Source organism: Flavobacterium sp. GL_143 (genome assembly GCF_057834355.1).
This window is the reverse complement of the sequence record NZ_CM174401.1, coordinates 3,048,085-3,072,223: the sequence shown is the minus strand read 5'-3', so window position 1 is coordinate 3,072,223 and position 24,139 is coordinate 3,048,085. Positions and strand designations below refer to the sequence as shown.

Annotated in this window: 14 protein-coding genes and 6 tRNA genes; 3 read left to right on the top strand and 17 right to left on the bottom strand. The window is 32.5% G+C overall.

All coding sequences use genetic code 11. The annotated features are described in order from the left end of the window. Window positions 1–13 precede the first annotated feature (13 nt). Both AC3IPI_RS13285 and AC3IPI_RS13280 read left to right on the top strand, forming a co-directional pair. Window positions 14–3,352 (top strand): WGR domain-containing protein, encoded by a 3,339-nt coding sequence (locus tag AC3IPI_RS13285; protein ID WP_489153235.1) that lies wholly within the window; start codon window positions 14–16, stop codon window positions 3,350–3,352. 3 nt (window positions 3,353–3,355) lie between these two features. Beyond that, window positions 3,356–5,002 (top strand): SWIM zinc finger family protein, encoded by a 1,647-nt coding sequence (locus AC3IPI_RS13280; protein ID WP_489153233.1) that lies wholly within the window; start codon window positions 3,356–3,358, stop codon window positions 5,000–5,002. A gap of 58 nt (window positions 5,003–5,060) precedes the next feature. On the opposite strand, the gene AC3IPI_RS13275 is transcribed toward AC3IPI_RS13280, so the two are convergent. The 7 genes from AC3IPI_RS13275 to AC3IPI_RS13245 form a co-directional block, all read right to left on the bottom strand. Beyond that, window positions 5,061–6,821 carry a tetratricopeptide repeat protein gene (locus AC3IPI_RS13275; RefSeq protein WP_489153231.1) on the bottom strand — a complete coding sequence of 587 codons (1,761 nt, stop codon included), beginning with the start codon at window positions 6,819–6,821 and terminating at the stop codon, window positions 5,061–5,063. Between the two features lie 13 nt (window positions 6,822–6,834). Then, window positions 6,835–9,375: a ribosomal protein L7/L12 gene (locus AC3IPI_RS13270; protein WP_489153229.1), complete on the bottom strand. Its 2,541-nt coding sequence runs from the start codon at window positions 9,373–9,375 to the stop codon at window positions 6,835–6,837. 7 nt (window positions 9,376–9,382) lie between these two features. After that, entirely contained in the window at window positions 9,383–10,081 is a 699-nt protein-coding gene (locus AC3IPI_RS13265; protein ID WP_323490697.1) for a hypothetical protein, read from the bottom strand. 1 nt (window position 10,082) lies between these two features. Further along, complete coding sequence (locus AC3IPI_RS13260) at window positions 10,083–11,213, bottom strand: AAA family ATPase (RefSeq protein WP_039113975.1); 1,131 nt, start codon at window positions 11,211–11,213, stop codon at window positions 10,083–10,085. Between the two features lie 35 nt (window positions 11,214–11,248). Next, window positions 11,249–11,875, bottom strand: coding sequence for a hypothetical protein (locus AC3IPI_RS13255; protein ID WP_489153226.1), 627 nt, complete (start codon window positions 11,873–11,875; stop codon window positions 11,249–11,251). A 135-nt stretch (window positions 11,876–12,010) separates the two neighbouring features. Next, window positions 12,011–14,251, bottom strand: coding sequence for a hypothetical protein (locus tag AC3IPI_RS13250; RefSeq protein ID WP_489153224.1), 2,241 nt, complete (start codon window positions 14,249–14,251; stop codon window positions 12,011–12,013). 244 nt (window positions 14,252–14,495) lie between these two features. Then, window positions 14,496–14,612 (bottom strand) — tRNA-OTHER (locus tag AC3IPI_RS13245). A 613-nt stretch (window positions 14,613–15,225) separates the two neighbouring features. Here AC3IPI_RS13245 and AC3IPI_RS13240 point away from each other — a divergent pair. Then, entirely contained in the window at window positions 15,226–18,135 is a 2,910-nt protein-coding gene (locus tag AC3IPI_RS13240; RefSeq protein WP_489153222.1) for a S8 family serine peptidase, read from the top strand. Window positions 18,136–18,236: 101 nt separating this feature from the next. On the opposite strand, the gene AC3IPI_RS13235 is transcribed toward AC3IPI_RS13240, so the two are convergent. The 10 genes from AC3IPI_RS13235 to AC3IPI_RS13190 all read right to left on the bottom strand — a co-directional run bounded on the left by AC3IPI_RS13235 (window position 18,237) and on the right by AC3IPI_RS13190 (window position 23,686). Next, a complete protein-coding gene (locus AC3IPI_RS13235; protein WP_489153220.1) occupies window positions 18,237–18,782 on the bottom strand; it encodes a 3'-5' exonuclease in 546 nt (181 codons plus the stop codon). A 50-nt stretch (window positions 18,783–18,832) separates the two neighbouring features. Further along, on the bottom strand, window positions 18,833–19,930 hold the full coding sequence (locus tag AC3IPI_RS13230) for a slipin family protein (RefSeq protein ID WP_489153218.1): 1,098 nt from the start codon (window positions 19,928–19,930) through the stop codon (window positions 18,833–18,835). Between the two features lie 815 nt (window positions 19,931–20,745). After that, entirely contained in the window at window positions 20,746–21,531 is a 786-nt protein-coding gene (locus tag AC3IPI_RS13225) for a hypothetical protein (protein WP_489153216.1), read from the bottom strand. Window positions 21,532–21,941: 410 nt separating this feature from the next. Continuing rightward, window positions 21,942–22,013: transfer RNA gene (locus tag AC3IPI_RS13220), tRNA-Pro, on the bottom strand. An 8-nt stretch (window positions 22,014–22,021) separates the two neighbouring features. Next, window positions 22,022–22,092: transfer RNA gene (locus tag AC3IPI_RS13215), tRNA-His, on the bottom strand. Between the two features lie 196 nt (window positions 22,093–22,288). Then, window positions 22,289–22,858: an RNA ligase 1 family protein gene (locus AC3IPI_RS13210; protein ID WP_489153214.1), complete on the bottom strand. Its 570-nt coding sequence runs from the start codon at window positions 22,856–22,858 to the stop codon at window positions 22,289–22,291. A 62-nt stretch (window positions 22,859–22,920) separates the two neighbouring features. After that, a tRNA-Leu gene (locus AC3IPI_RS13205) sits at window positions 22,921–22,993 on the bottom strand. A gap of 255 nt (window positions 22,994–23,248) precedes the next feature. After that, window positions 23,249–23,321 (bottom strand) — tRNA-Asp (locus AC3IPI_RS13200). A gap of 22 nt (window positions 23,322–23,343) precedes the next feature. After that, window positions 23,344–23,414 (bottom strand) — tRNA-OTHER (locus tag AC3IPI_RS13195). A 71-nt stretch (window positions 23,415–23,485) separates the two neighbouring features. After that, window positions 23,486–23,686, bottom strand: a complete 201-nt coding sequence (locus AC3IPI_RS13190) for a hypothetical protein (RefSeq protein ID WP_489153212.1) — start codon at window positions 23,684–23,686, stop codon at window positions 23,486–23,488. Window positions 23,687–24,139: the final 453 nt, after the last annotated feature.

The window sequence follows — 24,139 nt, the reverse complement described above, 5'->3', positions numbered from 1 at the left end:
ACCCTTTTCAATTATGAAATTAATTAAGCAGATTAAACTTTTCTATAAAGAAGGGAATTCAGATAAAGTATACGAAATAGACTTGTGTAGTATTGATGATACTAATTATGTAGTCAATTTTAGATATGGAAGAAGAGGTAGCGTTTTAAAAGATGGGACTAAAACTCCCGAATATGTTTCGGCCGATAAAGCACAAATCATTTTTGATAAACTTGAAAATGAGAAAAAAGTTAAAGGATACGCTTCAGAAATAGAAACATTAATAGATCTTCCTTCGCTAGAAAGTGTAGAACCTGATTCTATAAACGGTGTTATTCTTCAGCGTTTAGAAGATGCTGTAATGGGAAAACAAACTTTTAGTACAACTTGGAAAACCAGTCGCGTAATTTGGAAAGCGGGTTTATTAGATACTAAAGAAGCGATTCCTTATATCATTAAATTAGCATCAAAAGGGGATGATTTACAAACCTATTCGGCTATTTGGGCTTTAATAAAGCTTAAATCAGATACTGCAGAAGAAGTTTTTAAATCGTATGCTTTACAAAACAAACAAAAAGAATATATAAGAAATCTGGCTCATGAGGGATTACTAGGAATCTTAAAAGAGGAGGAATTACAAAAACATATCTCAACAATTCTGGAGGCGATACCTCAAGAAGCAAGATATCATATTGATAAAAAAGATTTCGATTCGTTAATAATTTTCTTAAAAGAGGAACTAGAGAATAATTCTATCAATTATCTAACAGCTTTATACTTAGTTGCAAAATTTGATAGCAAATTACATGAAATTGCTATTTTCTTGCTAGAAGCAGTCCCATTTAGACCTCCTTATTTTAAGCATATCAGAGCTATTTATAAGCTGGCTCATATAAGAAACGATGCAGATGCAATTGCAGTTCTTGCTTATCGTTTTGAGAATGAAAATCCTATGTTCACAAGAACAGTTTCTCTAGAAAGTGAATATGACAACTCTCAATTTATTACTGCTATAAATGAAAGAGTAAACATTGGGAAAGAACTTCGAGGGAAAAACAGTAAAATTGCATTCTCTAATTTTACCAAATTCTATTTTCAGAAAAATAGTCTTCGATTTTTAAAAGAAATGGATTCTGAAATGGATTCAAAAAAATACCTCAAGTTTGCTGTATCCATTTTATTAAAATACTCAGAGGATGATTATAGCAAAGCCGAAAAATCGCCTATAAACATCTATGGACAATACAATTATAATGATCAGAAATATTATTACACAGTAGTAGATTACCCTGAGTGTTCTAACTTGACATTGTTATCTACAATCTTATTTGGGAATGACGAAAAGCGAATTTTAACTTCAAAGATGAAATTCATTTTAAATCAGGAAGTATTCTCAAGCAAAAACTATTATTACGATTCAAATCAAGTAACCAAGATAAGTAGTAAAGTAACTACTGAAAATAAGGATACTGTTGCAAACCAGAGTTCAAGCTCAGTATTAGATGTTGCCAAAAAAGCATTTTCAACTTTTTTTGGTAAAAAAGAAACAGAGAAAAAGACTCAAAGTCTTATCGTTCCTGAAGAACAAAAAACTATTGTAGAAAGTTCTACAAGCCGTTTAGAATTATTTCCAGAACATTGGGATGCTTTTCCTGAAGCTTATATTCAGCTTATAATGGAAGGGCAAATGAATATTATTCATGAGTTTGCTTATCATAATTTAAAGGCAAGAAATGACTATAATACTTTAATCAATCGTTTTGACGAAACAAGTATTTTAAATTTATTAAATAGTGATTTTACTATACCAAACAATTTAGGATTTGAAACAATTGTTCTAAAAAATGATGTTCTTTCTACTCAGGTTAGTTTTATTGCTGATGTGCTGAACTCTAAAACCGAGTCTGCGAGAAATTGGTCTAAAAACCATATTTTATCAAACACAGCATTATTTCTTAATGATATTGAATGTGTTGTAAAGCTAATTTTTAATGAAGTTCCTGATTTAAGAAATTGGATAACAAGCACATTAGAAAGTTTTACATTTAGTGAAGATAAAGCCAAAGCAATAACAGGAAAAGTAATCGTTGAACTTCTTACGTTTGAAGAGTCTGATGTAAACAATACTCTAGCGACACTAGCCATCGACAGACTTAAAAAAATTGCTACACCTCAACTCGAACAATTGAGTTGGGACATTGTAGCTCGCTTAATTTCATCGGATTTAAAAACTAATAATTTACTTGCCAGCAATATTTTAATTCTAAAATCCAAAAAAGTAGATTCTAAGGAAATTCCATTTTCATTAATTACTCTCTTTTTAGAAGATGAAAGTGCTGAAATTAGAAAAAATGGTATTCAGTTATTAAACAACTATCAGGAAGATTACTTATTAGCAAATAGTGACCCTTTGTTAGATTTATTTCATAATGAATACTCAGATGTTATTGAATCTGTCCTAAAGTGCATTACACAATTAGGAAAATCAAATTCCGGTATAATCGACGTTGCTCTTCCTAATGCGGTTTATGCAATGATTCGAAAAGAAAAGTTTGAAGGTGCTCATTTAATCTTCAAAAAATTCATTCTTGAAGAAACAACCAATCATTGGGATACAGCATTACAACCACGAGATGTTATAAAATTGATTCATGCTAATTATAGAGAAAGTCAATTAACTGGTTATGAAATTTTGAAAAAATATTCTCGTAAAGATGATTTTACAATCCGCCAGATTATCTCTTTAGGAAACCATGAAATCTTAGCTATAAGACAATGGTGTTGGAATTATTTTGTGGACAAAAAAGAACGAATTCGAGCCGAAAGAAATAATGCTTTAGCAATACTAGATACAACTTGGGATGATACCAGAGCATTTGCATTTAATTTTTTCAAAACTGAATTTGATGAAACTGATTGGGATTTAGAATGTCTGATAAGTATTGTCGATTCTGTATTGCCAGCTGTAGAACAATTTGGAAAAGAAATAATTACCCGATATTTTAACCCAGATGATGGTGTAACTTATCTAACCAAATTAAGCCAGCATCCTAGCGTAAATATTCAGTTTTTTGTAACAAATTATCTAAACACGTATGCCACAGATAATCTTCCAAAATTAAAAGAGCTTGATTTCTATTTCCGTTCCGTATTAACCCGAGTACATAAAGCCAGAATTGCTAAACAGCGTATTTTTCAGTTTTTACATCAGGAAGGAAAAAAAAGCGAAGAAGCTGCAATTTTTGTAACAGAAATTATCGACGAAGTTTCGGCTACAGTTGCCATACAAGATAAAGCAAATTGTATCTCTATTTTGACCGATTTAAAAACGCTTTATCCGCAATTGCATACCCATTTAATCCTTAAAAACTAAGTTATGTTATTTGATTATAAATATAGCGGAAGCACCATTGTAAATAACACTTCTACTAGTACTGGCATGAGTTTTTCGCCAGATACTTTGCGAGAACCTACTTTTTTTGTTGGAAAACTAAACCAAAAAATAGCTTTTAGAGAAGCTATCTCTGCGTTGCATGACGTAGTAATTTCTGATTTACGTTTTTTCCCAAAGGATAAAGAAGAATATAAATTATGGGCAGCAGAGCAAGAAAAGATATGGTTAAGTGAGTATATGGCCGATTTTCAGATTGAAAATGTCCGTGCCCGTATTCAGGAATTAAAAGAAGAATTAAGTATCGTTCAAAAAGAAAAAAGAACAGTAATGGGACCTTTTAACAAAGCCAAAACTGCCTATTTTGATTATTTATATAAAAATGACAAAGATGCCTGGTACGTATTAGATCCAGTAATCACGGTACATCCGGATGAAGTCTTTTTTGAATGTTTCAGTAAAGACGAATCGTCTTATGGAAAATTAAGTTGTAATTATAATATATTCACAGAGATTAGTGACTTTAAATGTGGTACAACAAATATTGATTATTCAGAAGGATTATATAATGAATTCCAGAAAATAAGAAATTATAAAGAAACCGAATTTAAGATTGACCCTTCTGGTTTTGAAGCTAAAACAACAAATGAACAAGTCTACAAAGAGGTAAAAATAGATTTGCCTGATTCGTGGGTTAGAGGATTTTTACAAGTAAGTTCAGCAATGACTTTACCTGCAACTGTACTCGATTTACATCCTATGGATATTTTTAGCTTGTGCCAATATTTACGACGCTTCAAAGAAAAGAAAGGACCTAGAGCTTTACGATTTGTACTAGAACCAGACAAACCTATTAAAGCCATATTCGAACCTTTGCATGACGAAATTACATTTCATCGCTCTATTTATCAAGGAAACGAATCTAAAACAATTCGTATCTGGGGAAGACGTAGATTACTAATTTTAGAAAGACTAATTCCTGTAGCCCGAAACTTTAAAGTAGTTTTATTAGGATCTGGTTTACCTTCTTTTTTTATCGCCGACTTAGGCGATATGTCTTATACTTTAGGATTATCTGGTTGGACAAAAAATGATTGGAGTACCGCAGGTAACTTTGATTTAATGGCACCAAGAAGTAATGTAGATTTATTTACTCAGGAAAAAGTTTTCAATGCATTAAAAGAAAACTGGCTTGATACGTCTGATAATTTAGCTAAAAAACTAAATCTTGATCCTTCTGTAGTTTCGGCATCATTAACTGCATATACTCAAGCTGGACGAGTAATTTATGACTTAAATTTAGGTGTATATCGCGTGAGGGAATTAACTCAAGAACCTCTAAACATGAAGTCATTACGTTTTGCGAGTCCACAAGAAGAGATTGCGAATAATTACATAACTGAAAATAGAGTAAAAATAACTTCGACTGCAAATGCTGATCAATTGCAAATTAAAGGAAAAGTAAATGATAAAAATCTCACTTACAGCACTCTTGCAGTATTAGACAAGGACAACCGTCTTATTGAAGGTTATTGCGAATGTTCTTTTTACAAATCAAATCAATTACGAAAAGGACCTTGTGAGCATATTCTAGCAACCCGAATGGCATTGCAAACTAAAAAAGCTATATAATAAAAAACCACGAATGTAATGTTCGTGGTTTTTTGTTTTAGATACAATAGATATAAATCTATCTAGTCTTTTTCTTTGCTTTAAGTTTATACTTCATTATATCTTTTAGCATCAATTTATTATTTTTATTAAAATGTACTAATTCTGAAGCAACATCTGGATTTTTATCAATTCTATCTGCAACAATCTCATAGGCTATATTTTTTATCATTCCTTGATTTTCCTCGTGTTTTGTAAATTCATGTTTTAACAAATGAAGAAATACAGGCGCATTTTCTGGAATAACTGTGTTTTTATAAACATCATTTATTGCAATTGATAAGTCTTCAGCCGAATCAATGTTTACAAAATAATTATTTAGACATTTTCCAGCATCTTTATTTGTCTTCCAGCCATCCAAAAGGATTTCCTGAGCTTCTGTTACATCACCAATCTTATTTTTATAAACCAGCGAAGCTTTTACATATTGAAAATTCGTTTTGTAATTTTCTATTACTCTATTAAAATATTTATCGGCTTCTTTTTTGTCTTTTAAAATCAGATACAAATCACCTACTTTTTCATCATTATTAAGCTCCTTATAGATTTCAATTGCTTCTTTGTACGCATGACCTTTTTCATAACATGCCGCAGCTTTTTGTTTGTTCTTGCAATACTTTAAATAGATTGCCGCTGCTTCGGAATACAATTCTCCTTTTTCAAGAACTTCGGCTGCTTTTGGATAATTCTTTAATAATTTTAAATAAATGTGAGCCGCTTTCTGATACTCTCCTTTCTCAATAAATTCCTCAGCCAGTTTTTCATATTTACTTTGCAAAGTGCTGAATCGTTGAGAATCGACCATAAAAGATCCACCTGAAGCTGAATCTGAACCGCTTCCACTGGATGTTCCTTTTGACAAAAGTGCAATAATCAAAACGATTATAATTATGACAACTACACAGACAAAAAAAGTCTGAGCACTAAAACTCGATTTTCCAGAGCTGCAACTGCGAATACTAGATAGAAAGAACAAAAGAAAAATCAATCTAAAGATCATAGTTAAACCGTGACTTTGATTTGAGCTACCACTCTTTCTATCAAAAAAATCTCCAATTTTAGCAAAACCAGTCTGAAAAACATTTCCACCGGAACCAAACGAAAACTTCCCGTAATTATCACCTCTCGAAGTTCCTAATGTATCAAGCGGAATCGTATATTGTAAAGCTAATTTTGGGTTCTTATCCAGAAAAGCCATAAACTTATCCATTTCTTTTTGGTTTCCTTTCATTACTTTTTGCATATCAAAAGGCATTTTCCCAATTATTTCTTCTTCTGAAGGTGGATTTTCAATAGTCTCTAAAATTTTTTCCTGATCTATCTCGATACGCATCGAAGTTATGAATTGCGGAATCGAAACCGTTTTTGACGGTTCTATAACTTCGATTTCTTTTTGCATTGGCAACTGAAGCAAATTTGTCCAATTTGCTTCTTCTTTTAATTCGACCAAACCAATATCGGGATGCAAAAAATGATATGATTCTGAAAACAAATTAGACCATTCATCTTCTGTTAATTCAGGTGTGATTAAAGTATTTTCCGGAATAAATAACTTGTTTGCTGCCAATTGGTAAAAATTATTTTTTCCAATCTCAGCTATTTTTGTTTTACTCTGATTAAAAACTAATAAGCACCCCAGTAATTCATTTGCGCCAATATCTGGAACAGGAAAAACAGCAATAGATTCAAGCGATAACCCGATGTTTTGAATTTCATGAAGCCATACTTCCGCTGAGGCACTTTTAATAAAAATGCCCCCTTTTGGAAATGTATTTTTCAAATTTATTTTCAGTTTAAGCTCCATGTTGTACAATATTATCAATAAAGGGTTCCATGTATTTTTCAATAAACATTTTCTCTTTTATGCTTTGCATAAAATATCCAGAAATGAAATAATCATTACCTGAATACTCATTTTTACTTGCCATAATTGTTCTTCCATCAATTATAAAGGGAATGTAGAATTTAGCTATTTCTTCTCTACTACTCTCAAATATGAGAATTCCATCCTGATTTGTTACTTTACTACCATCTTCAGACTGAAAAAATTGGGTTTCTATATAACAAATCGCTCCGTTACTTTCAATTTCTTTTTTTAATTTTTCTGCAACATCTCTTTTTACGTTACTTAAAATGACACTAAGTTCCCCATCGATAATATCTTTGGCTTCTTTTAACGTTTTATCAGTATTTGTTTTTATTATCTGTACAACATCCAAAGGTGATGTTCCTTTATTTTTCAAAATAAGTTTTACCCTTTCCTCAAATTCTATCCTCGCCTGCGTCGATGAATGAGCATGATAGTAATATGTCTTTTTGAATTCTAAATGTGTAAGATAAAATCCATTAATTTCTATGAGATTGTTTACAATTGAAAATTTTTTTATTCTTTTGATAGTACTGTACTTAAATTTAGTACTCATGAAATCATTAACAAATAAAGTTCGTTTATGGAAATAATTATCAAAAGCTTCTTTTACAATAATTTCATCATTCTGGTCGATCGTAAAATCATCTTCAATGCTCCAATAATCAGTATCATCCGTTACATAAAATCTCGTATTGAATTCTATTACTTTAATCTTCTTTCCGTTTAGTTCATTAAAGAGAACTTTACCACTCTTATTCTTTTTTTTGTCAAGATTAATTATAGTTACATTCTCTTCCAAATCATAGAAATAACATAAAAATATTTTTTGTCCCTTGTTATTAGTTTTTATAGCAAACTCACCATTTCCAGAAGGAAGATTTGATGCTATTTTCTTAAATCCTTTATCAAAATTATTACTAACAAATAAAAATAAATTCCCATTTACATACATATAAAAGTCCTTACCATTATGAAAAATATTTTGGTAATTTCTTTCGACTGGATACAATAAAGGAATCCCATCTAATTCGGTGTCTTTCGCTTTATTTTGTGCCTTTTCGTTGTTTTCCATCCATAACTCATCCAGCGGCATAATAATATGCTGCAACAGTTTCTTCCCTTTGTTTTGATTTTTAAAAACATTAATATCCTGCATACCTATTGCAAAAACGTATTTTATATCATTAAAATACGTACTCATAGCATTTTGCATCGGAGCAAGCTTTAGACTTTCTTCAGATGAAAAAAGAAATACTTCCTGGCTCTTACTATTAATTTTATTTTCTGTAAAAAAAGAATCTAATCCTGCTGAACAGTTTAATTTACTACTAAGTTCAGTTAAGGAATTGATGACTTTACTAACATTTTCGACTGAAACTTCCTTGTAATCTTCGCCAACAACATAAACCTGACATTCGATATCGGTTTTAGGATGTCTGGCAATTGCGATAGCCGAAGCAAAAGCCAAAATTTTAGGATTCCCCCAGTTTTTTAAGGTATTATCTATTAATAAAATACGTTTGAATTTATCTGCTTCAGGCGGTACTTCTCGCTGGATATACAAGGCTTCGTTATTCGCAATTCTGGACATAAAAACATCATCATCATAAGCAAATTCAGAAATTACGAGTTTATCAAAATCTCCTTTATTGGTTAAATCAGAAATTCCTCCAAGTGGCTGCTCACTCGGATGATTATGATGAAGCGGAATATTTAATCCTGACCAAAGTCGTTTGATAAGGCTTCCTACATGAAATGTTTTGTCTTCCTCAATAAGTTGGTCTACATAATCAGTTACGTTATCAGATAGATTTTTTTCTTCTAAAATTTCCTCATTCAACGCATCATTTAAATCGTCATGAGGAATGCTTTCCATCGCATCTAATATCGATTGAAGCGTTGGAAACTTAGCTTTTAGCAAAGCCAATGCCCTGAAATCTTTTCTAAAATTAGCCTCGTTGAATGGGATCTTTTCAGCTGTTTTTAATAAATAATGTTTATGATTATTATATTCTTCTAGAAGATTTTTTGCTTTTTCTGATGAAACTCTGTTATGACATTCATGAAAAATAGTCTGAAATAACCTCATCCTTTTTTCGCCAACTTTATATTCATTTGGTAAACTAGACAGTAATTTCAGAAAATCTATACTGGCTCCAACTCTAAAGGACTGTGATTGCGGAAAAGCAGTTACTATATTCTTGCTTCTTACCAAATCATGAATCATTTCGATTGCTTGTTCATTTTCTGGATTTGTAGCTACAATGGCTAACAGTAAAGTTCCGAATGGAGGAATACTATCATCTGAAAGGTATTCTAAAATTTCAAAAACAAATTTCTCGTAACCAATAGTTTGTCCATTAGGGATTGTTATTGTTTCAAAGACACTATCTTCAGATAATATTTCATTCTCCCATTCCCAGAAATAGTCTTCGTATGATTGAAAGTAGTTTAGAAATTCCATTTTTAATTTATGAAAAAGTTAAGCGAAATGAACTTATTGAAAGTTGTTTTATCGTTTTTTTTGGAATAATAGAATAGCTATTATCGGTATTCCAGAATATTATATTTTCTTCTGACGGATTTAATTTTTCCTGAAGTATTTTGACCAAAGCAAACCATTCAAAATTATACCCAGTTGGAATTAAAAAATTATTATCGATCCAATACGTAGTGCCTTTTATAGGCAATAAAGGACTCCCTATAATTAAGGCGCTTTTATCTATAACTACCCATTGCAAAGGTTCTAATCTATATTTTGGAGCCGACTCTATATACAGCTTCAACTCCTCGTAATCTACAAGCAAAGCAATAGCCTCTTTTATATCTACAGAATGTTTTAAAACTATTTTGAGCTTTTGGTCTACGCCAAAAAAATTATGATTGAACTTAGGCAAAGAAACTGGTAATGCTCGCAAAATTGGAGTCCACAATAATCCTGAAGGCAATTTTCTTGTAGGCAAAAGCTTTCCTTTTTCAAACAACAAATTGTCCTTTAATTCATATATCGTTTTATATGGAATTTGCTGGATTTCGGTTGCATCTATTTGCTCCAAAGAAAAGTCTTTAATCCAGATAGTATCTGTTCCAAAAGCCACTTTTAGATTATCCCAATGCCTAATTGATCCCAAAAAATCTTTGTGTTCTTTTTTAATTTCTAAAAAATACATATTAGATAGTTTGAAGTATTTTTTGCCACAACGATTCTATATGATCCTGAATATATTTTTTCTTTTCTGCATCTTTAATCCAATCGCAACGGGTTTGAATATATCGTAGTTTATCTTTAATTACATTTTGCTCTTCAAAAGAAAGATTTTCATCTTGCCATTTTTCAGTTAAGTAATTAACTTCTTTCATCACACTTTCGGCATCTGGAGTTTTGTTATACAAAGCTTGGGGATGTGACGAATCTGAATTATCTTTTTCGATAATCTGATTGATTATTCCTTCCAGAATTTCAATCTGTTCTTCGTTATCCCAAATGTATTTTAAAACCCATAAATCAGACAAAACTGCCTCGCTTCTACCACACATTAAAGCACTTGCGGCTATAAGATTCTGTAGTTTTACCGCACGTCTGTCTGATACTTTTATACCTGTATTTCTAAGGCTATGAATAATATCTACGTATTCATTTCGAATTGGAGTTAAATCTACCTTGCGGCAAAGTTGTTGCAATTCTCTAATTTCGTCGGCTGAAATTGTTGGTACTTCTCTAGTAGCATCACCTTCTAATTTCCATCCTGCCAATAATACTTCGTGCAATAAATCTGGGGCAACGTAATCACATTTTATACGAATTAAAAAACGGTCTAATAACGCATTTAATGATTCGTCTTCTGGCAAAACATTACTTGCACCCACAAACATAAGCGCTGGAAGCTTCTTAGTTTCTTTACCACGACGAAATATCTTTTCATTCAACGCCATTAATAAACTATTCAGAATTGCCGAGTTTGCATTAAAAATCTCATCGAGAAATACCATCGAAGCCTCTGGCATCATACCTTCGGTATTTGTAATCAATTCTCCCTCTTTAAGTTTACGAATATCAAAAGGTCCGAAAATTTCATTCGGTTCTGTAAAACGAGTCAAAAGATATTCGAAGTTTTTCCCGCCTTCAATCCCGTTAGACAATGCTCTGATAATCGCACTTTTTGCCGTTCCCGGAGGTCCTAACAAAAAGGCATTTTCTCTTGCCAATAATCCAATTCCTAACAAATCTATAATTTCATTCTTTCCAACAAAAGTGTCTTTAATATGCTTTAAAACAATATTTAATTTATCGGTAGTTTTCATTTACTTACTTCTATTTTTATTTTATTCGTATAATTTTATAATTGTGCCCAAAAGATTTTTCTATAATCTCCAAACCCTATTTCTAATTGTTTTTTTATAAAGTCAGATTCGGTAAATTTTATTGCTTTTCGCTGTACAATTCGGTCAATATAAAGCTGATGTAAACAGTCATTAGTATCAAGAATCTCAAAATCTATTTTTTGTATATCAACCTCAAATCCTATAGCCGAATAATGAAATCGAAATAAATGTTTTTCAAGAATAGGAATAACCAAATCCTCTGGATCAATCCTCTGCATTTCCATGATAATCTGGGACAAAAAACGCAAACAAATATCTGCCGAAAGTATTGCTGATGCATCTAGTTTCCCGTTATAATCAGGTAAAAACACTGCCAAATCATTACTATTATGTTCTCTATATAATAATAGTTGCGCTGCTAAATATACCGTTTTGGCTGCCCATAAAGCTGCTGCAGAATTAAACCTTGGAGCAATACCCGGATAATCTAAAATTTCCCTCTCATATTCAGTTTCCAGAAATGAAATAACATCTATCTCTTCTTCTTTAGAAATGGTAATTACTTTATCATACAAAATAACCTGTTCAATTGTTCTGAGATGATAAATCGTATCTAAAAAAGGTGTTTTCGTAGTATTCATTCTATTAAGTTAGTTTCTTTCTTTTTAAACTAATTATGAAGTAAAATCTTAAGTCTGTAAATATATAATTAAATCCTCTCACTTATAAAAACAAAAGTAAAAACCACGAACATTACATTCGTAGTCTTACTTTTTTTAATCTATTAATAATTGGGTAACTGCAGCCCAATTTATCGCCCAATTTGTATCGTAAACCTCATCGGCAGCTGGTGTTTCTACAATTTCCAAACCTTGCGCTTCGGCTTTAAGAACTAACAAACTTCCTATGTTTAATTTACTGTTCAGCTTAGATAATAGTGCTTTTACACCTTTATAATCTAATCCTTGTACAACCTGACCAGCAAAAGTCATTTCTAACCAAATGATTTCTCTTTTGGCTACATCCAAAACTCCAAAAACTAAACCTTTCGCAACATTTTGTGTCACTCGTACCTGATGATCTACACAAGATGGATCATAAGCAACTCCTGTTCTCTCGGATATTTTCATTGGGTGCTTACTATTCATCCAACCTACAATTAAATTTGGAGTTATACTTCCGTTACTATACGCATTACAAGTAAAAGTTACATATTTAGCTTTGGCTTTAGCCAATTCATCAATGTTAATGTTGATATATTCTGCCGTACCTATTTTATTCGGAATACTTCTTATATCTCCACTATGCTTACAACCTGTAGTTTCTAATCGGCTAAAAGAACAAATATCGGCACTATCTGCATAAGCAATATGACAGCTTAAATCCATATCCAGATGTTGGGCAGGTAAATCTTGACCCCATTGCATAAACAATCGTACTTCGTTACCCTCAATCGGGAAACGTGTCCCCATTAAAGCTACTGGTAAATCCTGAACGTTTTCACTTCTATCTCCTATCGCAACAGGAATATTAAACAATTGTGGATCTATATACATTGTCTTATTCTCATTTGCTACAGCAGCAAATCTCTTCTTCATCGCCAAGATACAAACATCCTCGATTTGCTTTTTCATCGCAGCCAATTGTTCATCGGTATACAATGACAACAAACGATTTGGTTCGATTCTTTTATTAGTTCCTCCCAATGGTTTCACACTTCTTTGGATCGTTTTATCAAAATAATTTTGAGCATACATATTTAAAGTAAAAACCAAACGTGCTGGTACTTTATCTATAATTTCATTAAAATGTGCAATCGTTTCATCGGCTCCAAACCAAAGCATATTCGAAAATAACGAACGAGCAAATAATCCTGGTCGTTGTTTTAGCAAAGCAAAAGTTTTATCTGCATCTAATTTCAATCGAAAATGATTCAGATTTCCTTGCCAAACTTCGTAAGTCTGGTTATAGAAAGTATCCAATAAAACAGATAATTTCTCAAACCCTTTTCTTTTGCTATATTCTGGTAAACGCAATGCTCGTATAAAACGAACCCACATTCCTCTTTTTGGATGCATAATTTCGCAAGCAGCATCGGCACTCATTTCAAGATTATTCAACCAATTGGCAACCATCAAACATTCTTTTCTGGAATATTTAAGTTTTAAATTCTCTTTGGCAGTTAGCTTAGACTGGGCGCTATTATCCAAAAAATGAATCAAATGTTGGTTGTTTTTCTCCACTCTTTGTACAATAGTTTTTGGATCAATAATTTGCAATAAATTAGTTTTCTTGTACCATAAATATCTCAAAATATCTGTCGGCGTTTTAAAATATTGTGTTGCTTTTTCGGCTTTACCTTGTTCAATTAATGCGTCTATAACAAGCATCAAAGTTTCTTTCATTGCAATAGCAACTTCTGGCAATGGCAAATACGTAATCGAAATTTTTAAGCTTTCAACCTGAGTAGCGTCCAAAGCTGTTTTTGATGTTAATAACGAAGTAAAGAAATCATTCAGTTCTTTTTCCGACCATAATTCTAAAACTTTTAGTTTACTCCCTTGTCCGTAATTTTCAATTTTTCCAAATTCAAAAGGAGTTCCACAAAATGGACAACCATTATATCTCTCTAAAGGGAAAGTACCATTAGGAATAATATGTCCGCATTGCAAAGTGATTCCGTTACTAGATTTAAAAAGATTAGCAAACAAAGTCGCAACATGATCCATAACTGATTCTCCGGTAGGAACATTCCATTCTTTAACCAAAGGAGTCCAGTTTTTATTGGTTCCTAAAACATCTTTTAAAACATCTAAAACTTCAATTTTATAATTTGGATTTACATTATTTAAAGCATGTAATAATGATTCAGAAAAAGTGAATCCGAGTTTTGAAACATTAGCTACTAAAGCCAATGTAGTTCCTGATATTTTTTTAACATCATTCGCAATTAATTCTGTTGGAATAAAAATTACGTTTTGACGTAAACTGATTTTTAATAATTCTTGTGTTTTCATTTTTTTAATTTTTAAAAATTTAGATAATTGTGTTTCTAGTTCTACCTAAAAGATTTTTGAAGTAAGAAACACTTGACCTTAAATTCGAGGATAATGGATTAACTATACAAAGCCTTAATTTAGTGGGGAATCCCCAGAAGTAAGTTAATCTTGACCCTCATTTTTTAATGATAATTTTAAAACTTATTCGGATTCGAGCTGAAATCGGCTGTGTTCTGAAGTAAGTTTTTATTAACCATAATTGTGGAGCAGGTGGGATTCGAACCCACGACACGGGCGTTAAAAATGCGAGAAGTAAGTTATGATTGACCTTTTAAGGATAATTTCAAAACTACCTGCTCTACCGCTGAGCTACTGCCCCATATTTTTATAAATGTATTAATCGATAATTGCCAAAGTATATCTTAAATGGTTATTGAAGTAACTTTAGACTTGACCTGATTAATGTATTTGTTTTATTTAAAAGAACGTGTTTTTATTTGTTGAGCAAATATTCAAATTGTAGTACGCAATTATTCTGCGTAGCTAAAATATTTTTTTCAAATATGCATTAATTACTTATTCCTGATAAGATATTTTATCTCATAAATCTGATTTTTATTTGCGGAAGCATCTTTTTATTAATTGAAAAACTAGTAAAATTCCTCATTCAATTACTTTATTACATTTCTTATTAAAAACTCACACTTCATTAAAAATCAAGTATTTATACCTGATTATTTTTTAATTAAATTAACTATTTTTATTCGCTTTTAAAAAAAAACTTCTGTAAATAAATGGTATACTCAAAAAAACAGAAAATTGAATTATTAAAGTAAGTCTATTTAATAACCTTTTAAAACTAGAAAATTATGAAAATGAAACCAACGTTATTTTACGAGTTTACAGGAGTAATTAATGACAAAAGTCCGCCCCTATTCTGTTCATGAATGCAATAGAATATAAAAAAGTGATTAACCCCCAAATCAAACTATATGAAAAATTTATACAAAATTGCTCTATTTTGTGTATGCGGAATTACCTACTCGCAAACGCAAAAAGACATAGAAGTAATTCGATCTAACTCGAATGTAACTGAATTAGAATCGTTAAGTCAAAAATTTAGATCTGAAGCTGAGCAAAAAAAACAAAGAATCTTAAGCACAGCAAGAACCAATGGTTGGAGCACATCTTTTACCAACAAAGACGGAACTACCAGCGAATTGATAGATATTAGTCCGGATGGAAAATCTCCAATTTATTATACTCCCGACAACGTAAATGCAGCCAAATCTACCCGAGCCAACTTTTTGAACTCTGGTGGCGGTTTAGGACTCAATCTTAACGGACAAACCATGACTGCTTATGTTTGGGATGGTGGAGCTACGCTTCCTACGCACAATGAGTTTGGAGGAAGAGTTACTATTGCCGATGGAGTTACAGTTATTGGTGGAGGTAACAATAGTCAACATGCAAATCATGTTACAGGTACTATTGTCGCTGCTGGATCTGTCGCTGCTGCAAAAGGAATGGCAAATCAGGCAAATGCAAGAACCAATGAATGGAACAATGATTTACCCGAAGCAACTACAGCTTCAACAAACGGAATGTTATTATCTAATCATTCGTACGGATGGGGATTAAGAGATGCTTTCGGAAATGTTATCATGGCTCCTTGGCGATTTGGTACGTATGAAACAACTGCTAGAGATTGGGATAATGTAATGTACAACGCTCCATATTACTTACAGATAAAATCTGCTGGTAATGATGGGACTGATAACACGGCTAATACAAGCCCTTTGGGAGGTGCTGGTTATGATAAACTTACTGGGTTCTCGACCGCTAAAAATAATCTGGTAATTGCTAATGCAAATGATGCCGTTATAAGCACAACAGGAGTACTGACGAGTGTAACTATTAATACTTCGAGTAGTCAAGGTCCTACAGATGATTTAAGAATAAAACCTGACTTAACAGGAAACGGAACTTCCGTATATTCTACAGCTACACTTACTGCGACACCTACACCATTAACAAACAGTAGTTATGGTAATGCTACGGGAACTTCTATGGCGGCTCCAAACGTTACAGGAACTTTACTCTTGTTGCAGCAACATTATAAAAACATTACAAACAATTTTATGCGTGCAGCAACATTAAAAGGTTTGGCACTACATACAGCAGACGATGCCGGAACTACGGGACCTGACGCTATTTTTGGCTGGGGTTTACTAAACGCAAAGTTTGCTGCCGAGACAATTACCAAAAACGGAACTAACTCTATTATTCAGGAGCATACTTTACCTTCAGGATCTAGTTATAGTTTTAAAGTAGTTTCTGATGGCATAAATCCTCTTGTAGCTTCTATATCATGGACAGATCCTGCGGGTATAGCCTACTCTGGTAGCACGCCAAATATTGCTACAGCAAGATTAGTTAATGACTTAGATATACGAGTTACTAATGGATCTGGTACTTTTTTTCCTTACAGACTTACATCGGCTACAACAAATGGATTAGGTGATAATACCAAAGATCCTTTTGAGCGCATTAGTATTAATGGAGCGGCTGGTATTTATACTGTTACTATTACGCATAAAGGAACATTGGTAAACGCGCTGCAAAAATATTCGGTAATCGTAACAGGAATTGCATTGCCTACTACCGATTTATACATAAAAGACAGACCTTACGATACTGGTGTACAACCTAACCCTGATTTAGGCCCTATGTGGATAAGCGATGATATCTGGGTAAGACAAAACATCGATGCCGGACTTGTACATCAAAATCCGGAATTTAAATTGTCTTCTCCAAACGGAGTTTATATAAGAGTTTATAATAGAAGTACAAATACAAGTGCATCTGCAAAAGTAAGATTGTATTTTGCCAAAGCTTCTTCAGGATTAACCTGGCCTACTAATTTCGTAAACTTTAATATTGGCCCTATTAAATATGGAGATGAAATAGGAGAAGTAAGTATTCCGTCTATTCCTGCCGGAGGTAATACTATTGTAATGATTCCTTGGTATCCGCCAAATCCAGCAATATATCCTACAGACCAACATCATTTTTGTCTGGCTGCAAGAATAGAATCTCCAAATGACCCTATGGTTGGTGAATTAACAGGTGTAGGTATTGGTGTAAATACTAAAAGTAACAATAATATTGCCTGGAAAAATTTAAGTGTTTACAACTTAAATACAACCGATATTGTTCCTCCAACAACCGTATTTGTTAGAGGTATAAGATCTAAAACTGTAAATCTAAGATTTGTAGATAAAGGCTATAATGAGCAATTAAAAAATAACTTCTTTGATTTAGGCGGAGTAATAGAAGCGACTCTAGATGATAAACTATTTGAAAGAGCTCAGGCAAATGGATCTTTAAAAGGTGTTGAGATTATTGGAAAAAATAAAATTCTGATAAAATCCAGAGAAGCGTCAATTGCAAATTTACCTATTGATTTAGAAGAAACGTTTGCAATATCATTTGATTTTAGAGTTGCAACTGTCTTGCCTGCCGAGGAACAAATCACAGTCGATTTTATTCAGGAAGATGCAATAAAAAGAGAACTTGAAGGTGGAGAACGTTTTGCACTTGTAAGAGAAGGCAAACCGAACACTAAAGCAAATACCGCTCTTGCAACTGAAACTGCCGAATCCCGACTAATTACAATTTATCCTAATCCTACTAACGGAATATTTAAAATAAGTATTACTAGTGAGGAACAAGGAACTTTAAGAATAACTAACATTCATAACGTTACTGTTTTTCAAGAAAAAACTAGCAAGAAAAAAGAATTTAGTGTGAATATAGCCAATCAGATTCCTGGAATATATGTTGTTCAGTTTATATCGAATAACGGAACAGTTACTACCAAGAAAATAATTAAAAACTAATTTCATATTAATTCATAAACCTAGATTAACTCAATTAAACGGAAAAACCACGAATGTACTATTCGTGGTTTTTCTTATTTAATGCATACCATAGTGTCTTTTTAATTACGTAAACACCAATGCAGAATTTTGGCGATATTCTTTGCATCATCAACACCTCGGTGATGTGTTCCTTCTAACGGAATATTCAATAAATGCAAAGCACCATTCATTCCCGTTGGTTTTTGTAAACCGAATTTTTCTGCAAAATGGACTTTTACATTAATGTGCTCCTCTCCCATTGGGTATGAAACACCAAACGACCTACATTGTTTTTTAAGCATATTAAGATCATACTGACCGTAACTTGCCCAAGTATATAAATCGGGTTGATATTCGTCTGCTAATTTTTCAATTGCTTCTTCAAAACTTACTCCATTTTTATCCAGTAAATCCTGAGTAATAGTGGTTAATTCTGTACAAAACGGACTCACACTAGATCGTTGTGGTTTTATCAAAATTCCTTGATTTTTAGTAATCGTTCCTGTTTGAGAATCCAAGACTGCTAATCCAATTTCAATAATCTCATTTTGCTGCCCTTTCGGGACTTCGCCTTGCCAACATGTGGCTTCTAAATCTATGATAATAATTTTATCTGTAGTTTTCATTTTTCTGTTTTTTTAAATATTTTAAATTTCTATTTCATTTAAAAGAGTCTTTATTTCACGAAGATTTCCTTCAATTGACCAATGACGTTTCCGCTACCAGAAATGGTAATTTCTCCAATCTTATCAGCGATTTTCTCCACATATTCCATTTCTTTCAATTTCCACAACATCTCGTTTTCCTCCATCAACTTTGCTGTGTTTAACAAACTTCTTGTTGCGGCAGTTTCTTCTCTTCGCATAATACTATTAGCTTGCGCTTTTTTCTCGGCAACCAAAACCTGATTCATGATTTCTTTCATATCACCTGGCAAGATTACATCTCGGATTCCAGCATCAGAAATCACCAATCCCAACTCATTGATTTTAGTTGTTACTTCATCCAAAATTGCATCGGCAATCGTATCTTTTTTGGTTAACAATTCGTCTAAGGTTAAACCTCCTACGAATGCTCTCAAAGCAAGTTGCATGGCAACATACAATTGTTTTTCAAAGTCTTTGTTATCGACCAAAGCTTTCATGATATCAACAACCTGGTATCTCACAAAGAAATTAATCCTCAATCCTGCTTTCTCTTTCGTTAATAATTCCTGTCCAGAAATCTCAACATGTTGTTGTCTTGCATCAACCGTTTTTACTTCGATAGTAATTGCATTATTCCAAAAATAATGAGTTCCTGCTCTTAATTCGGTTGTAAAAGTTCCGTTTACAAACAACAATGCTTTATCATTGCTGGCAACAATAAATTTTCTTGCGTACAACCTCAATTTAGCGTTCTCCAATAAATTCATTGGAATATTTTCGGTGATATAAATTTTAGATAAATCTACTTTAGTAAATTCATTTTTTACAACACCTTTCCAGAAAGCATATCTACCTGCGGTTAAAACTTCTTTAAAGTTACCGTTTACAAATTGCAATGCAATTTCATTATCGGCAACCTCAACTATTTCTAACATAGAAGCCAATACTTCATTTTGCAACAATATATTCAACTCGTATGGCGCTTGAAATGACAAGCCCATATCATAAATCATAACATTTTTATTACCCAAAATCCAGTGAGAACCATCTTCTAATACTGCTCTCAATTTTCTATTTTCGAATACCAAACCTACTTGGTATGCATTAATTTTAATTCTATTTATCATTTTTATTTTTGTTTAAAGTTTTTTTGGTTTCATGTTTTCCAACCAGTAAAAAACTTAGTTATATTTTCTATTTTCTTGCTTCTAAAATCTTGCTTCTATATTCTAATCTCAGCTATCTTACTTCTATTCTCTTCTTTTCAAAATAAAAAACTTCATTGTCTCTCTCCTCCGAGAAAACGGACGAATAGTTTGTTATTTACTAACTCCAATTGTTTTGCGATTCTATTTTGTGAAGGCAATTCTAAATTCTAAAAAAATTACTAAAACAATCAAACCGAAAAGAAAACGAGTTTTCAAAATACATTTCTATTCGCACTGGTTTTATCATGAGTGTGAAATTTTGGACTTTACAATCCTAGTTTCACAGACAAAGACAAATCAGTTTTCTTTGGCTATGCATCTTTTTAAGAGTGATGCCCTCTAAACACAGATTTTCAGTCTGTTGACTACCAATTGTCCAACCGAATCTGAATTCGGCGCAGGATTCGAACCTGCAGCTTTCTATTGTTCTAACCAACTGAACTATCACATTGCTGTGAGTGGGAATCGAACCCACGACCGATAGAGTGAGATAGTTTTTTGGAAAACCATCAAAACCTCCAAATCAAGTTGCATAGAAAAACATAATACGCTTTCGCGAAAAGTTCTCTACAATGGTGCTATACAGAAACACGCAACAAGACTCGTTTGATATTTTTAAAACCATAAACAATCTAGTCTATGGTTTTCATTATTTTTATTTAAAAGAACGTGTTTTTATTTCCTGAGCAAATATTCAAATCAGACTACGCAATTATTCTGCGTAGCACAAAATCTTATTTTATCCATTCAATTATAGTCGATAAATAGACTTGTCTTACTTCCTCAAATCGTGTTATATTAGGAATATGATTTACTTCTAACAAATATTTAGAACCATCTTTTGCAACGATATAATCATTCCCAATCATATCCATTTGCAAAGTATTTTTAATATGCAAAGTATCTGCAAGCAAATCAGTATCTACAGTCATAAAACCAGCATGATCAGGATGAATAGATTTTAACCAAGTATCACCTTCTAATTTAATTTGCCAATACCTATCTCCTATCATCATTATACGAACAGCTTCTCCATCATAATAAAGTTCAGTAGTTGCTGTAAACTCACTTTCCCATTCTCCAATAAAACGATGTTTGTTTTCGCCACAATGCCAATTTCCCCATTTAGCAACAGTATCTTCTGTTACATTTATAGAAGCTCCTGCACTTATAAATCCTCGAGGTGCGCTAAATCTTGAAAGAGATAAAGCTTTAACCAAACAAGGAATTTTAAATCGACAGTCGAGCATAGCTGCAGCATTAGGATAACAAGCACCTTTCCAGATGGCTAAACCTGATATAAAATCAAAATCATTATCATAAATACCATAATAGACTACTTTATCTACTGGCAACATTCCTATACCATTTGCCTTTTCCATATAAAGGACTTCCTCTTTTACTATAATTTTTGGTATAGACTGATGCCAGATAATGTGTCCTGAGTAACTTGCTTTTATAGTATCATATTCTTCTTGTTCAATACCTACTAAAGCAATTCTATTGTAATTTTGTTTCATGATTTTTATATTTTAATGTTGTTTATAATTTAAACTTTTAATCTGTCACGAGCCCACTAAGCCACTAAGCTTTGATTCATTTTCTTTGCGACTTCGCGTCTTTGCGTGAAACTCATTTCTTATTTCTAGTTTTTATATTCTTTGTCAATCTCTCGCAAAGTTTAAAACCAAGGGTGTAAGAAACTCTAGTTTTACATAAAATAATCCCAAACTTGTCATTTCGACGAAGGAGAAATCTCCGCAAGAAATTAACTCACCGTTTTTTCTTAAATTGTCGAGCTACTCATGGAGATTTCTCCTTCGTCGAAATGACAAAAAATGCGCAGACCACTTTAAACATGAGTTTTTACAAAAGTTATTTACATCCTTAGTTTTAAACTTTTCCCTTTGTCCATTTGCAAAAAAAATTGTCTGAGAAGTAGGATTCGAACCTACGACCTCCCGCGTCCAAGGAGGGTAAACAACCACCGTTATCTTCTCAGTTATTTTGGGTGTTTTCGGGAATCGAACCCTGTTCTTCGGATTCACAGTCCGATATTTTACCAAATAAACTAAAAACACCATTTTTATATTCTGCCTCGAAGCCACTCAGGTTTGATTCCTTTTCATTGCGACTTCACGTCTTTGCGTGAAAATAATTTTGCGCATTATACTTTATCAATCTCTCGCAAAGTCTCAGAGCCGCAAAGTTTTAAAACCTCTGCCCCTTTGTACCTCTGCTCCTTTGAGAACCTTTGTGCCTTCGTGACAAAACTCTTTAAGCTTCTTCTAATTTTAATCGTTTAATTCCAAAATCAGATTTTCTTAATTTACACATTCTACCATCTGAAATATGGTGAAAAACAATACCTTCAATATCATTCTCTGATAAGAACTCTCTTAAATCCTCAAATGCTAAACTTGAAAAGTCAATCACTTCACTACCATGTTTAATTAAAGTATGTCTCTCTAAATTTTCAGGGTTGCCTTGTACTTTGGGTCCACATAATTCGTAAGTTCCATCTGTTTTAGTTTTCAAATTATCAAAACCTTCAAAGAAAAATTTATCTTCAGATTTTGAGCGATTGCATTTTAACCAATGCGGATGATGTCCTGAAATTAAATCTGCATCTTGACAAGGAATAGCATCTACAGGAATTGCTCTACCTTTTTTCGCATCAAACCTTTTAAATAATTCTCCATTAATAATGGCAACTGCCGTACCATCAAATTTTCTTGTTGCAATGGCATCTCCATTTATAACCCATTTATTTTCGGCGTTAATCTTATCAATTACCCGTCCTAAATCATTTGGGTCTTTTGTAAATAGTGTACTTATCTTTTTCATCTTATATTATTTTAATTTGCCCTAAAGGCATTTAGTTTAAACAGTATCAATTCTTTTATTTGTACAGGAAGAGAGATTCAAACTCTCAGAATACTGATTCTAAGTCAGCCGCGTATACCATTCCGCCATTCCTGCATAATTGTTTTTATCTTAATGTAACCAAGGTTAAAAACTTAATTTTATTCTTTTCATTCTGCGCCTTTGTGAGAAAATAGCTCGCTATCTTATCTTTAACAACACTTTGTAAATCTCTCGCAAAGACGCAAAGTCGCAAAGTTTAAAAATCTTTGTTCCTTTGTTCCTTTGCTCCTCTGAACCTCTGAACCTTTGAACCTTTGAGAACCTTTGAACCTTTGTAACTTAGAACCTTAGCAACTTCAAAAAAAATAGCGGCTCATACGGGAGTCGAACCCGTTTCTCCCGAGAGACAGTCGGGAAGGTTAGCCAGTAACCCCAATGAGCCAGTTCCTTCTAGAGAACACTTGTGATTTTGGAAGGGCTCGAACCTTCATTCAAGGTTAATTAACCTCCCTTCTACCAATTGAAATACAAAATCATTTAATTTTTGGGCATAAAAAAAGCACCCGATTAAAGGTGCTTCATAAGATTCAATAAGATATACCTATCCTATTGCCAGTATCTATGCACCTGTATTGTAATAAAACCAAGATCGAAACTCGGGTTTAGCAGTTGTACGTTATATGTGTGATGTTTGAAATCCATTTTATGTATTGTATTATATATTGAAATAATTGTTCTGGTTTGAAATTCGTTTTCCAGATTTTCTTCGGCAAAGATAAAGTCTAAAAAATCAATTATCCAAATCATTTTTTGATTTATTTTACTGATAATCAAATAGTTAAACTTAAATAAAATCCATAAAAATCCCTGTCCGCATACTTAGGCAGATTCTTAATTGTATCAAATGACTGTCTCTCATTAGATTGCTTTTCAAGATTATATTTCGCTATTAGGTTTAATCATTAAACATTTGATCCTTTATTTTTTTAATTATTTTTATTTAAAAGTTATTTTCAGTCCAATTATTAGCACATTGAGCTGCATTTTTATCACATTAAGCGACCCTAATTGTCACATTGAGCGAAGTCGAAATACTTTAAAACAAAAAAAGCGTCCCGATATCAGGACGCTTTTATATTTTTATGTTGAATTTGAAACTACAATTTACACTTCAATTCTATAAAATACATACCACATCCATAGCCTTTAGTAGGGTAAAATCCCTCTAAACGGTCGCTATTTTGTCTTAAAGACAGATAA

Coding starts and splice junctions, on each gene's coding strand:
- AC3IPI_RS13240 (WP_489153222.1), top strand. CDS start 15,226: ATGAAAAATTTATACAAAATTGCTCTATTTTGTGTATGCGGAATTACC.
- AC3IPI_RS13190 (WP_489153212.1), bottom strand. CDS start 23,686: ATGATTTGGATAATTGATTTTTTAGACTTTATCTTTGCCGAAGAAAAT.
- AC3IPI_RS13260 (WP_039113975.1), bottom strand. CDS start 11,213: ATGAAAACTACCGATAAATTAAATATTGTTTTAAAGCATATTAAAGAC.
- AC3IPI_RS13255 (WP_489153226.1), bottom strand. CDS start 11,875: ATGAATACTACGAAAACACCTTTTTTAGATACGATTTATCATCTCAGA.
- AC3IPI_RS13270 (WP_489153229.1), bottom strand. CDS start 9,375: ATGGAATTTCTAAACTACTTTCAATCATACGAAGACTATTTCTGGGAA.
- AC3IPI_RS13230 (WP_489153218.1), bottom strand. CDS start 19,930: ATGATAAATAGAATTAAAATTAATGCATACCAAGTAGGTTTGGTATTC.
- AC3IPI_RS13225 (WP_489153216.1), bottom strand. CDS start 21,531: ATGAAACAAAATTACAATAGAATTGCTTTAGTAGGTATTGAACAAGAA.
- AC3IPI_RS13250 (WP_489153224.1), bottom strand. CDS start 14,251: ATGAAAACACAAGAATTATTAAAAATCAGTTTACGTCAAAACGTAATT.
- AC3IPI_RS13235 (WP_489153220.1), bottom strand. CDS start 18,782: ATGAAAACTACAGATAAAATTATTATCATAGATTTAGAAGCCACATGT.
- AC3IPI_RS13265 (WP_323490697.1), bottom strand. CDS start 10,081: ATGTATTTTTTAGAAATTAAAAAAGAACACAAAGATTTTTTGGGATCA.
- AC3IPI_RS13285 (WP_489153235.1), top strand. CDS start 14: ATGAAATTAATTAAGCAGATTAAACTTTTCTATAAAGAAGGGAATTCA.
- AC3IPI_RS13280 (WP_489153233.1), top strand. CDS start 3,356: ATGTTATTTGATTATAAATATAGCGGAAGCACCATTGTAAATAACACT.
- AC3IPI_RS13210 (WP_489153214.1), bottom strand. CDS start 22,858: ATGAAAAAGATAAGTACACTATTTACAAAAGACCCAAATGATTTAGGA.